General features: G+C 58.3%; 11 protein-coding genes. 7 read left to right on the forward strand and 4 right to left on the reverse strand.

Translation table 11 applies throughout. The features are described from left to right. Window positions 1-5: 5 nt before the first annotated feature. Both V6P94_RS23740 and V6P94_RS23745 read right to left on the reverse strand, forming a co-directional pair. Complete coding sequence (locus V6P94_RS23740; protein WP_326398982.1) at window positions 6-989, reverse strand: iron ABC transporter permease; 984 nt, start codon at window positions 987-989, stop codon at window positions 6-8. A 50-nt stretch (window positions 990-1,039) separates the two neighbouring features. After that, window positions 1,040-1,915: a hemin ABC transporter substrate-binding protein gene (locus tag V6P94_RS23745; RefSeq protein WP_133078281.1), complete on the reverse strand. Its 876-nt coding sequence runs from the start codon at window positions 1,913-1,915 to the stop codon at window positions 1,040-1,042. Between the two features lie 177 nt (window positions 1,916-2,092). Here V6P94_RS23745 and V6P94_RS23750 point away from each other — a divergent pair, with 177 nt between their 5' ends. After that, the gene (locus V6P94_RS23750) at window positions 2,093-2,431 is read left to right on the forward strand and encodes a Rieske (2Fe-2S) protein (protein ID WP_133078282.1); all 339 of its coding nucleotides are present in this window, start codon (window positions 2,093-2,095) and stop codon (window positions 2,429-2,431) included. On the opposite strand, the gene sfsA is transcribed toward V6P94_RS23750, so the two are convergent. Together sfsA and V6P94_RS23760 are read right to left on the reverse strand one after the other, a co-directional pair. Continuing rightward, the gene (sfsA, locus tag V6P94_RS23755) at window positions 2,414-3,121 is read right to left on the reverse strand and encodes a DNA/RNA nuclease SfsA (RefSeq protein WP_133078283.1); all 708 of its coding nucleotides are present in this window, start codon (window positions 3,119-3,121) and stop codon (window positions 2,414-2,416) included. The genes V6P94_RS23750 and sfsA overlap by 18 nt on opposite strands. Next, a complete protein-coding gene (locus tag V6P94_RS23760) occupies window positions 3,121-4,293 on the reverse strand; it encodes a pyridoxal phosphate-dependent aminotransferase (RefSeq protein ID WP_133078284.1) in 1,173 nt (390 codons plus the stop codon). Before V6P94_RS23760 ends, sfsA begins: the two co-directional genes overlap by 1 nt. 322 nt (window positions 4,294-4,615) lie before the next feature. On the opposite strand from V6P94_RS23760, the gene dksA reads away from it, so the two are divergent. The 6 genes from dksA to V6P94_RS23790 all read left to right on the forward strand — a co-directional run bounded on the left by dksA (window position 4,616) and on the right by V6P94_RS23790 (window position 12,891). Further along, window positions 4,616-5,056, forward strand: a complete 441-nt coding sequence (gene dksA, locus V6P94_RS23765; RefSeq protein WP_133078285.1) for an RNA polymerase-binding protein DksA — start codon at window positions 4,616-4,618, stop codon at window positions 5,054-5,056. A 169-nt stretch (window positions 5,057-5,225) separates the two neighbouring features. Further along, window positions 5,226-6,113, forward strand: a complete 888-nt coding sequence (gene gluQRS / locus V6P94_RS23770; protein ID WP_326397337.1) for a tRNA glutamyl-Q(34) synthetase GluQRS — start codon at window positions 5,226-5,228, stop codon at window positions 6,111-6,113. 78 nt (window positions 6,114-6,191) lie between these two features. Further along, window positions 6,192-6,368, forward strand: coding sequence for a hypothetical protein (locus tag V6P94_RS23775; protein WP_003176118.1), 177 nt, complete (start codon window positions 6,192-6,194; stop codon window positions 6,366-6,368). Then, window positions 6,352-9,306 carry a sensor histidine kinase gene (locus V6P94_RS23780; protein WP_219262445.1) on the forward strand — a complete coding sequence of 985 codons (2,955 nt, stop codon included), beginning with the start codon at window positions 6,352-6,354 and terminating at the stop codon, window positions 9,304-9,306. The genes V6P94_RS23775 and V6P94_RS23780 overlap by 17 nt, the downstream gene beginning before the upstream one ends. Window positions 9,307-9,328: 22 nt before the next feature. After that, a complete protein-coding gene (locus V6P94_RS23785; protein WP_133078288.1) occupies window positions 9,329-10,762 on the forward strand; it encodes a sigma-54 dependent transcriptional regulator in 1,434 nt (477 codons plus the stop codon). A gap of 734 nt (window positions 10,763-11,496) precedes the next feature. Next, on the forward strand, window positions 11,497-12,891 hold the full coding sequence (locus tag V6P94_RS23790; RefSeq protein WP_133078290.1) for a polynucleotide adenylyltransferase PcnB: 1,395 nt from the start codon (window positions 11,497-11,499) through the stop codon (window positions 12,889-12,891). Window positions 12,892-12,893 lie beyond the last annotated feature (2 nt).

Raw genomic sequence — 12,893 nt, forward strand, 5'->3', positions numbered from 1 at the left:
CAGCATCAGTGGCGACCTCGCAACAGTAAGTAGAGGAAGAACGGCGCCCCAAGGAATGCGGTAACAATCCCGATGGGCAGCTCTGCAGGTGCCAGGGCCAGTCGTGCAATCAAGTCGGCAAACAGCAGTAACGCGGCACCTGCCAGCACGGAAGCAGGTAACAGCACGCGGTGATCAGGCCCTGCCAGCAGCCGTACCAGATGCGGCACCACCAGCCCGACAAAACCAATCATGCCTGCCGCCGCCACAGCAGCGCCCACACCCAAGGCAGTGCAAAACACCAGCTCGCGCTTAAGGCCTTCGACGTCGATCCCCAGATGATTGGCCTCCGACTCTCCCAACAACAGCGCATTGAGCGCACTTGCTCGCCGAGGCAACCACAAGGCAACACCCACAGTAACAATCAACAAGGGCCACAACCGCGCGTAACTGGCGCCATTAAGACTGCCCAGATTCCAGAAAGTCAGGGTACGCAATGTCGCGTCATCTGCCAGATAGGTAAACAATCCGACCGCCGAACCGGCCAAAGCTGTCAGCGCGATCCCCGCAAGCAACATGACGGCGACATTGGTCTGACCGTTGCGCCGCCCCAGCCGATACACCAGTGCCGTTACACCCAACCCCCCGAGAAACGCGCACAGCGACAGCAAATAGGGTCCGATAAAATCTGGCAGCCCGCCAAACGCAGATCCGCCCACAATCGCAATCGCCGCACCCAAGGCTGCGCCGCTGGACACACCGACCAACCCGGGGTCGGCCAACGGGTTACGGAACAACCCCTGCATGGCTACACCTGACAACGCCAGCACACCGCCAACTGCCAACCCCAGCAATGTCCGAGGCAAACGAATCTGCCCCAGGATCAGCTCGGCCTGCTCCAGACCTTCGCCCGGTATCGGTATGCCCAGCAACCTCAGAGCCGCGCGCAGGGTGTCAAACAACGGCAAGCTCACAGGCCCCAGCGCCAGCGACAACCACGTCGCCAACAGGCACAGGGCACTCAGGCCAATAAACAATGATCGGGGTTTAACCAGGGTCCTCATGGGTTAGCCGGGGCCGCGGGATAAAAGTCTGCTGTCAGTTGCTTCAAGCTGGCTGGCAATCGTGGCCCCAGTCCACCCACCAGCAGTGTTGGGTCCAGCTCGTACACGCGGCCATTTTTAGCCGCACGGATAGACGCCAATACCGGGTTTTCCTTGAACAGTGCCGTGCGAGCCGCCTCACCTGTCAAACTGCGATCCGCAAACACCAAAACTTCAGGATTGAGCCCTGCCAGCGCCTCCACAGAAAACGGCTTGTAGCCGGTGTGGGTGGCCAGGTTATGTCCGCCAGCTTGAGTCAGCAGCCAGTCTGCCGCCGTATCCTTGCCGGCAATCAGCGGCTTGCCCCCCGCGTGCCCCAATAACAACAGCACCCCAGGCTTCTTGTGATCGGCTTGTGCCGCCTTTACCTGCTGCTGATGACGAACAAGTTGTTGCTGGTAGTCATTGAACAGTTGCCCCGCTTGCGCCTCGTTACCCAGCAGTCGCCCCAAATGCTTCAAGGTGGCTTCAAGGCTTGCAAGATCGGCCTTGGCCGAAAACATCTCTACCGGGACACCTGCACCGCGAATCTGCGCCAAAACCGGCGGCGGTCCCATCTCGTCAGTGCCGATCAGGACATCCGGTTTCAGGCTCAGGATCCCTTCTGCCGAAAGCTGGCGCTGATAACCGATGCTGGGCAGCGACTTGAGTGATTCAGGATGTTGGCTGGTGGTATCGACCCCAACCAATTTAGACTCCGCGCCCAGCGCGCTTACCCACTCCGAAAGCGCTCCACCCGCGCTGACCCAGCGTTGTGGCAACTCGCCAGCCAGGCTGGCATGACTGATCATAAGGCCTGCACAGAGCGAAATCAGGCGGGTACTCAGGCGCATACAGGGGCATTCCTTGAAAAAGAGGGCTCAACGGGACAAGGGGATTGTCACGCCGTGAAAACAGCACATCGCAGAGCAAGCCGCCATTTGATAATTGTTTGCATTTGCACGTCAACCTCTTAACCCACGCTGAAACACGTCAACCACACAGCCGTTTGGCTGCTATTAAGGATTGCCATGAAGTTTTTATGCCCCTCACAGGCACTAAGCGAAGGCGCCAGCCGTGGCTTCGAGCTGGATGAGCTGAGCCTGCTCGTCATTCGTCGTGAAGGCCAGGTATATGCCTACAAAAACCGCTGCCCCCATCGCGGGGTAACACTGGAATGGCAACCGGATCAGTTTCTCGACTCAAGCGCCAGCCTGATCCAGTGCGCGACTCACTCGGCACTGTTTCTGATCGAAAGCGGTGAATGCGTTGCCGGGCCTTGCGCCGGGCAGTTTCTGACAGCCCTTGACTGCCGTGAAGACAGTCAAGGGATCTGGATTACGCCACAAGTGTCAGAGGATGACGTCTAGTCGGCGATCAACCACCACTCCATCAGGCGTCAGGCTTACGCCATACGCCAGCACTTGCACTCCGGCTGCGACCGCCTCGCGCAACGCTGCCGCGTAACCGGGGTCGATCTCCTGGGCCGGACGCACCGCGTCGATACCCGTAAGGTTGACGCAATACAGCTGAACGGCACGCACCCCTTCACGCGCCAGGGTGGCAAGCTCGCGCAGATGCTTGGCACCACGCTGCGTAACAGCATCCGGAAATGCAGCGACACGAGAGTCGTCAAAACCCAGGGTCACACTCTTGACCTCTACAAAGGCAAAGCCTTGGGGGTATTCCAGACGGAAATCAATCCGGCTTTTTTCCTGGCCGTAAGGGACTTCACGCTTGAGTGCAGTGAAGCCATCAAGCTCAGTAATCACCCCTGCCAACAACGCCTCCTCGATCAAGTGATTGGCTCGCGCGGTATTCACGCACGCCAACCGCCCTTGCGGGGTTTGGCTGATTTCCCAAGTGCCCGGCAATTTGCGCTTGGGATCATTGGAGCGGCTGAACCAGACCTGACCACCTTCGACCATGCAATTGAGCATGGAGCCCGTATTCGGGCAGTGGATGGTCATCAACTCGCCAGTGGTGGTTTCGATATCCGCCAGGAAGCGCTTGTAGCGCTTGATCAGCCGCCCTTCTTCCAGTTCAGGTGAAAAACGCATCAGCCTTTCCAGCTCTTGAGACCAAGGGCGATCCGCTCAACGGCCTCCTGCAGGCGCGGCAAACTTTGAGTGTAGGCAAACCGTACGTGGTGCCCTGACTTGAAGCGCCCAAAATCCAGGCCCGGCGTAAAGGCTATGTGCTGGGTTTCAAGAAAGTGCTGGCAAAATGCAAACGCATCGCCGCCAAACGCGCTGATATCGGCGTACAGGTAAAACGCACCCTCTGGCTCTACCGCAATACCAAAGCCAAGCTCACGCAAGGCCGGCAACAGAAAGTCACGACGCCGCCCGAATTCGGCCCGACGCTCTTCCAGAATGGCCAGTGTCTGCGGTTCAAAACAGGCCAGGGCTGCGTATTGAGCCATGCTTGGCGCGCTGATATAGAGGTTCTGCGCGAGCTTCTCCAGATCAGCCACGGCTTCAGGCGGTGCCACCAGCCAGCCCAAACGCCACCCGGTCATGCCGAAATACTTGGAAAAGCTATTGAGCACAAACGCGCTGTCATCGACTTCAAGCACGCTCGTCGCATCGCAGCCATAGGTCAGGCCATGGTAAATCTCATCCACCACCAGATGCCCGTTGCGGGCCTTGATCGCCGTAGACAGTGCCGCCAGCTCATCACGGTTCAAGATCGTACCGGTAGGGTTGGCCGGGGATGCCACCAGCGCACCTACACTGTCTTGATTCCAGTAGCGCTCGACCAGATCCGCCGTCAGTTGGTAGCGCACCTCCGGGCCAACCGGCACCAATTGCGCGGCTCCCTCTACCAGACGTAGGAAATGTCGATTACAGGGGTAGCCAGGATCTGCAAGCAGCCAGTGTTTTCCGGGATCGACCAGCAGGCTGGATGCAAGCAACAAGGCGCCAGAACCACCTGGAGTGACAAGTATCCGTGAAGGATCGATGTTCAATCCATAACGCTGCTGATAGAACCCGGAGATCGCCTCGCGCAGCTCCGGCAGACCACGTGCTGCGGTGTAGCGGGTTTTTCCGGCAGCCAGGGCGGCCTGCCCCGCGGCAATGATCGGCTCAGCCGTGGTGAAATCCGGCTCCCCGATTTCCAGGTGAATCACATCGTGCCCCGCAGCCTGAAGCTCGTTGGCACGCGCCAACAACGCCATCACGTGGAACGGTTCGATTGCGCGGCTGCGCGCACTGTAAGACTGAGCCATGAGCCTGCCTTCCTGGGTAAGCAAAAGCCTGATTCTACCCAAGCAGTGCCACAAGGGAGAGCTAATTACTGTCTTAGGCAAGCGGCCTATAGAACCAAACAACCCAGCCTTTGGTCATAGCTCGACTAAAATTAATATTCAGGTACTAATCTCAAGCACCACAGGCTCTGTACACAACCACTGACAACGGGCTAGACATGCGGGAGTAGCGCAGCCCGATTTGATCTGGTAAGTTCGCCCGCTTGCAGCCGCAGGGCCGGCAGGTGTCGGTGATGTTGCAATCCTGCGCAATGGATTAGAAGAATGAGAGGCGGTCCATTTCATGCCCACACAAACCAAGCAACAGAATACTCAACTTAGCGGCTTCGAACCCTACGTTGAAAAGAAGGGCGAAGAGTACATGGGCGAGCCCATGCGCAAGCACTTCACCAAGATTCTGCAAAAGTGGAAACAGGACTTGATGCAGGAAGTCGACCGCACCGTTGATCACATGAAAGACGAAGCGGCAAACTTTCCTGACCCATCCGACCGCGCTAGCCAGGAAGAAGAGTTCAGCCTGGAACTGCGCGCCCGCGATCGCGAGCGCAAGCTGATCAAGAAAATCGACAAGACTCTCCAACTGATCGAAGACGAGGAATACGGCTGGTGCGAATCCTGTGGTGTCGAGATCGGTATTCGTCGACTCGAGGCCCGTCCTACTGCCGACATGTGCGTAGACTGCAAGACCTTGGCTGAAATCAAGGAAAAACAAGTCGGCAAGTAATCGCTGGCTTGACTGAATGGGGCGTGCGAACGCCCCATTTTTGTTTTTGGACTTTCTGTGTCCTGCGTGGGAGCGGGCTTGCTCGCGATAGCATCACCGCGCCAATCGCTCTAAACCGGGTAGCCCCATCGCGAGCACGCCCGCTCCCACACAAAACCGGCCCACGTCCATGACTGCTCCCTCCTACATCGGGCGCTTCGCCCCAACGCCCAGTGGCCACCTGCACTTTGGCTCGCTGGTCGCCGCCCTCGCTTCTTATCTGGATGCCCGCTCTGTGGGTGGCCGCTGGCTGCTGCGCATGGAAGACCTCGACCCTCCCCGCGAAATGCCCGGTGCACAAGCCGCCATTCTGGATGCCCTTGAACGCTACGGTTTTGAATGGGACGGCGAGCTGGTTCGCCAAAGCGACCGTCACGAGGCATACGCCCAAGTGCTGAACCGACTGTTCAGCATGGGCCTGGCTTACGCCTGCACCTGTTCGCGCAAACAGCTTGAAGGCTATAACGGCATTTATCCGGGGCTGTGCCGCAATGCGGGCCACTCGATGGAAAACGCCGCTATCCGCATACGCGTCCCCGAGCTCGAATACCGTTTTGAGGATCGGGTTCAGGGCTTGTTTGGTCAGCATCTGGGACGGGATGTGGGGGACTTTGTGATTCGGCGCCGGGACGGCCTGTATGCCTACCAACTGGCCGTGGTGCTCGATGACGCCGCCCAGGGTGTGACTGATATCGTGCGTGGCGCCGACCTGCTGGACTCCACACCGCGCCAGCTCTACCTGCAGGAGCTGCTGGGCTTGTCACAACCGCGCTACCTGCATGTGCCGCTGATCGTGCAGCCCGATGGCCACAAGCTCGGCAAATCGTACCGCTCGCCGCCCCTGACACCCGAGCAGGCAACACCATTGCTGCTTCGCGCCTTGCGCGCCCTGGGTCAGACGCCTGACGAATGCTTGAACGACGCCACCCCGCGTGAAGTCCTGGATTGGGGCATCGTTCACTGGAGCGCAGCCAAAATCCCGCGCACACTGACCCTCCCCGAAGCGCAATTACGCTGACAACCCTTGCAGGTTGCCAGCCATCCGTTACCATCGCCGCACGTTTTTGGGCATGCGGCCTGTAAAAGTGAGGGCGGGATGTATATCTATCGATTGGTCCTGTTGCTGGTTGTCGGGATCTACCTGTTTTCTCCCGCCATCATGGATTGGTGGATCGATGCAACAGGTGCCTGGTACAGGCCCTATCTGCTCTGGCTGATTCTGATCGTTGTGACCTTTATTCTTCAGAGCCAAAAAGATGCCGATGAGCTTTAGCCTGACCCAGATGATCCTGATCAGCGCCGCCTACCTGGGGGTACTGTTTGGTGTGGCCTGGATCAGTGAACGCGGCATGATCCCGCGCGCAATCATTCGCCACCCGCTGACCTACACACTGTCGCTGGGCGTCTATGCCAGTGCCTGGGCGTTTTACGGCACCGTGGGCCTGGCCTACGAATACGGCTATGGATTTCTATCCAGCTACCTGGGGGTTTCCGGGGCCTTTTTGCTGGCGCCCGTGCTGCTCTACCCCATCCTGAAAATTACCCGCACTTATCAGCTTTCATCCCTGGCTGACTTGTTCGCTTTCCGTTTTCGCAGCACATGGGCCGGTGCGCTGACCACGATTTTCATGCTCATAGGCGTGTTACCGCTGCTGGCCCTGCAGATCCAGGCCGTGGCCGACTCCATCAGCATCCTCACACGCGAACCCGTGCAACACCGCGTCGCCCTGAGCTTCTGTGCGCTGATTACCCTGTTTACGATCTTCTTCGGCTCGCGGCACATCGCCACCCGTGAAAAACACGAAGGTTTGGTCTTCGCGATCGCCTTTGAGTCGGTAATCAAACTGATCGCCATTGGCGGGGTGGGCCTCTACGCGCTTTATGGTGTGTTCGACGGCCCGCAACAGCTTGAAGTCTGGCTGCTGCAAAACCAGACCGCCCTCGCCGCTCTGCACACGCCATTGCAAGAAGGCCCGTGGCGTACCTTGCTACTGGTGTTTTTCGCCTCGGCCATCGTGATGCCGCACATGTATCACATGACCTTCACCGAGAACCTCAACCCGCGCGGACTGGTCAGCGCCAGCTGGGGCCTGCCGCTGTTCCTGCTGCTGATGAGCCTGGCCGTGCCGCTGATTCTATGGGCTGGCCTCAAGCTGGGCGCCACCACCAATCCCGAGTACTTCACCCTCGGTATCGGCATCGCCGCCAACAGCAAACCCCTTGCGTTGCTGGCCTATGTCGGCGGATTGTCTGCCTCTAGCGGGCTGATTATCGTCACCACCCTGGCACTGTCCGGCATGGCCCTGAACCATCTGGTGCTGCCGCTTTATCAGCCACCCGCCGAGGGCAACATCTACCGCTGGCTGAAGTGGACCCGCCGGGCACTGATCGTAGCCATCATCATGGCTGGCTATGGCTTTTACCTGCTGCTGGGCGCCGAACAGGATCTGGCCAACCTCGGTATCGTCGCATTCGTCGCGACCTTGCAGTTCCTGCCGGGCGTGCTCTCGGTACTGTACTGGCCGACCGCCAACCGACGCGGCTTTATTGCCGGATTGCTGGCAGGGATTCTGGTGTGGATGGCGAGCATGCTGTTCCCGCTGATCGGCAACTTCCAGGGGTTCTACATCCCGTGGCTGAACATGATCTATGTGCTGGACGACACCAGCTGGCACATGGCGGCAATCGCCTCACTGGCAGCCAACGTCCTGATGTTCACCCTGATTTCGCTGTTCACCAATGCCAGCCCCGAAGAGGCCAGTGCCGCCGAAGCTTGCGCCGTCGACAACGTACGCCGTCCACAACGGCGCGAGCTGCACGCCGCCTCACCGCAAGAATTCGCCACCCAGCTGGCCAAACCGTTGGGCGCCAAGGCGGCACAAAAAGAAGTCGAGCAAGCACTGCGTGACCTGTTCTTACCGTTCGACGAGCGCCGCCCCTACGCCTTGCGCCGTTTGCGCGACCGTATCGAAGCCAACCTTTCAGGCTTGATGGGCCCCAGCGTTGCCCAGGACATGGTCGAAACCTTTTTGCCCTACAAGTCGGGCGGCGAAAACTACGTCACCGAAGACATCCACTTCATTGAAAGCCGGCTTGAGGACTACCACTCACGCCTGACGGGGCTGGCAGCCGAACTCGACGCCTTGCGCCGTTATCACCGCCAAACCTTGCAAGAGCTGCCCATGGGCGTTTGTTCGCTGGCCAAGGATCAAGAGATCCTGATGTGGAACAAGGCCATGGAAGAGTTGACCGGTATCCCGGCCCAGCGTGTGGTGGGTTCGCGCCTTAGCACCCTGGGAGATCCGTGGCGAGAGTTGTTGCAAGGCTTTATCGACCTGCCTGACGAACACTTGCACAAGCAGCACCTGGCCCTGGATGGCCAGACTCGCTGGCTCAACCTGCACAAAGCCGCGATCGATGAACCTCTGGCCCCAGGAAACAGCGGCCTGGTGTTACTGGTCGAAGACCTTACAGAAACCCAGATGCTCGAAGACAAGCTGGTGCATTCCGAGCGACTGGCCAGCATCGGACGCCTGGCGGCGGGTGTCGCTCACGAAATCGGCAACCCTGTCACCGGGATCGCCTGCCTGGCGCAAAACCTGCGCGAGGAACGCGAAGACGACAGCGAGCTGACTGAAATCAGCAGCCAGATTCTTGAACAGACCAAACGTATCTCGCGCATCGTCCAGTCCTTGATGAGCTTCGCCCATGCCGGCAGCCACCAGCACAATGACGAGCCCGTCTGTCTGGCCGAAGTGGCACAGGATGCCATTGGCCTGCTGGCCCTGAACCGACGCAATTTCGAGGTGCAGTTCTATAACCTCTGCGACCCTGATCATTGGGTCGACGGAGACCCGCAACGACTCGCCCAAGTATTGATCAACCTGCTCTCCAACGCCCGTGACGCCTCACCGGCCGGGAGTGCAGTGAGGGTCAAGAGCGAAGCCAGCGAGCACACCGTCGACCTCATCGTGGAAGACGAAGGCACAGGCATCCCCAAGAACATCATGGATCGATTGTTCGAACCGTTTTTCACCACCAAGGACCCTGGCGAAGGCACCGGTCTGGGCCTTGCACTGGTCTATTCCATCGTTGAAGAGCATTATGGACAAATCACCATCGACAGCCCGGCTGACATTCACAGCCAACGCGGAACCCGTATCCGGGTGACACTACCGCGTCATGTCGAAGCGACGTCCGCTGTGAACTGAGACCGTCGAGAGAACCGAATCAATGCCGCATATTTTGATCGTCGAAGATGAAACCATCATCCGCTCCGCGTTACGCCGTTTACTGGAGCGTAACCAGTACCAGGTCAGCGAGGCCGGCTCGGTGCAAGAAGCACAGGAGCGTTTCAGCATCCCCTCGTTCGACTTGATTGTCAGCGACCTGCGCCTGCCAGGCGCTCCGGGCACCGAGCTGATCAAGCTCGGCCAAGGCAAGCCGGTGCTGATCATGACCAGCTATGCCAGCCTGCGCTCGGCTGTTGACTCGATGAAAATGGGCGCTGTCGACTACATCGCCAAACCCTTTGATCACGATGAAATGCTGCAAGCGGTGGCGCGTATTCTGCGTGACCGGCAAAACGTCCAGAGCGCACCTGTCGAGCGCCCTGCCAAACCGGGTGTCAGCGACAAAAGTGCTGTGGATAACAGCAACGGTGAAATCGGCATCATCGGCTCCTGCCCACCCATGCTGGACATGTACAGCAAGATCCGCAAAGTCGCGCCAACCGATTCCAATGTCTTGATCCAGGGTGAATCCGGTACCGGCAAAGAGCTGGTTGCACGCGCCCTGCACAATCTTTCCCGGCGTGCCAAGGCACCGATGATTTCGGTGAACTGCGCAGCCATTCCTGAATCTCTGATCGAGTCCGAACTGTTCGGCCACGAAAAAGGCGCGTTTACCGGCGCCAGCGCTGGCCGTGCAGGCCTGGTTGAAGCGGCCGACGGCGGAACACTGTTCCTTGATGAAATCGGCGAACTGCCGCTTGAGGCCCAAGCCCGTCTGCTTCGCGTGCTGCAAGAGGGCGAGATTCGCCGCGTAGGTTCCGTGCAGTCGCAAAAGGTCGATGTACGCCTGATTGCCGCGACGCACCGCGACCTGAAAAGCCTGGCCAAGGTCGGTCAGTTCCGCGAAGACTTGTACTACCGCCTGCACGTCATCGCACTCAAGCTGCCCGCATTGCGCGAGCGTGGCGCTGACGTGAACGAAATCGCCAACGCTTTTCTTGCACGCCAAAGTGCCCGCATTGGCCGCACTGACCTGAAATTCGCCCCCGATGCCGAGCGGGCAATCAGTCATTACTCCTGGCCGGGTAACGTGCGTGAACTGGAAAACGCAGTAGAGCGAGCGGTGATCCTGTGTGAAAGCCCGGAAATTTCGGCTGAACTGCTGGGTATCGATATTGAGCTGAGCGATCTGCAAGACGATGATTTTATCGGCCTGGCCCCGCAGCAGAGCATCGTCAACGGTAACACCAGCCTTGATCCGACCGAAGATCTGTCACTGGAAGACTACTTCCAGCACTTCGTGCTTGAGCATCAGGACCACATGACCGAGACAGAACTGGCCCGCAAACTGGGGGTCAGCCGCAAGTGCTTGTGGGAGCGGCGCCAACGCCTGGGCATTCCTCGGCGCAAAACCGGCGTGCCAAGCGAGGGCTAGGTAACACGTTTAAATGTAAAAAAACTGTTACCTCAGTCAAATCACGTAACAAAAGCCGGGTCTTAAGGTAACGATGACCCGGCTTTTTTTTGCCCTGAAAAAAGCAAAAACACTTAAAAACCCTTATTTTGCTGGCCCGTGCAAAAGTTGGCACGACCCCTGCTATATGTATTCGTACAAGAACAATAAGAATCACAGCAACACACAATAAAAATAAGACGTATCGGCTCACGCATAACAAGAACAACACGGCGGAGGCGCAGCTAACTGATTGTTTTGGAGAGGCGTTGTAAATGGGGCTTGCCCCACGACTAGGCAGAGAACAACAAAAACTGCACTTAAAGCAGAGCCTGAACTAGTTGGATCATGGATCACATCAACACAGCGACCAAAGCAATCCGTTTGCTCTTATCTCCCGATTGGGAGGGTTACTCAGGCAAGACCTCTGTAACCAGGGCGATTAACAAAAACAAAAAGCCCGCAATCAATAATAAAAATAGAGCATGCAATTCATTCTGGGGGAGCTTTGGCTCCCCTTGTGCTTGCTGCGATTCAGAAAAAACTCCCACGGCTCTACCTCAACGTTCTCGCAGCTATTTTTGCCTGTTACCTGCAGCTTCGCTCACAAGAGCGACTCAGCGTCCTACACCATCCCCTGACTAAATGCTAGAATCCCCGCCCATCATGCGGTCATTCTTCGTTTTGGCCGAACATTCCTTCAAACAGTGCATCCCATGCTGAAGAAGCTGTTCCAGTCATTCCGTTCCCCCAAGCGTCGTACGCAACAACTGCGCAGCACCCCTGAAGTGCTCAACAGCAGCCAACACTCGCTGCAACGTGCCCAGTTCAGCCGCTACGCGGTCAACATCGTCGAGCGCCTGCAGAACGCCGGTTACCAGGCCTATCTGGTAGGCGGTTGCGTACGCGACATGCTGCTCAACATCACGCCAAAAGACTTTGACGTCGCTACCAGCGCCACGCCTGAACAAGTGCGCGCCGAGTTTCGCAATGCGCGAATCATCGGTCGACGTTTCAAACTGGTGCATATCCACTTTGGTCGCGAAATCATTGAAGTCGCAACCTTCCGTGCCAATCACCCGCAAAACGACGAAGAGGAAGACAGCAACCAGTCCTCACGTAACGAGAGCGGGCGCATCTTGCGCGACAACGTTTACGGCACCCTTGAAGAAGACGCCCAGCGTCGTGACTTCACGATCAACGCCCTGTACTACGACCCGGTCAGCGAACGCATCCTCGACTACGCCAATGGCGTACACGACATACGTAACCGCTTGCTGCGCCTGATTGGTGACCCGCAACAGCGCTACCAGGAGGATCCGGTGCGCATGCTGCGCGCAGTGCGTTTTGCCGCCAAGCTCAACTTTGGCATCGAAAAACACACCGCCGAGCCGATTCGCGAACTGGCCCCCATGCTGCGCGAAATCCCCTCGGCACGGTTGTTCGAAGAAGTCCTCAAGCTGTTCCTCTCGGGTAACGCTTCAGACACCTTCGAAATGCTGGTTGACCTCGAGTTGTTCGACCCACTGTTCCCGGCCAGCGCCGAAGCACTGGAACACAATCCGACATACACCCACACCCTGATCAGCGAAGCCTTGCGCAACACCGATCTGCGGATCAAACAGGGCAAACCGGTAACTCCGGCCTTCCTGTTTGCTGCCCTGCTCTGGCCTGCCCTGCCGGCCCGTGTACTGCGTCTGCAAGATCAAGGCATGCCGCCCATTCCTGCCATGCAGGAAGCCGCGCACGAACTGATCGCCGAACAGTGCCAGCGCATTGCCATTCCCAAGCGTTTCACCATGCCGATTCGCGAGATCTGGGACATGCAGGAGCGCCTGCCACGGCGCAGCGGCAAACGTGCCGACATGTTGCTCGACAACCCGCGCTTCCGTGCCGGCTACGACTTCTTGCTGCTGCGTGAAAGCGCAGGCGAGCAGACCAATGGCCTGGGCGAGTGGTGGACGGACTATCAGGACGCCAATGACAGCGGTCGCCGCGACATGATTCGTGACCTGAGCAACGCCAAGGATGACGGCACCGGGCCTGCACCGCGTAAACGTCGCCGCACCAGCGGTGCCAAGCGCAAACGCAGCGCCGCAGCGGACGAGTAAGC

It is taken from the genome of Pseudomonas sp. ML2-2023-3 (genome assembly GCF_037055275.1).
Taxonomy (GTDB): domain Bacteria; phylum Pseudomonadota; class Gammaproteobacteria; order Pseudomonadales; family Pseudomonadaceae; genus Aquipseudomonas.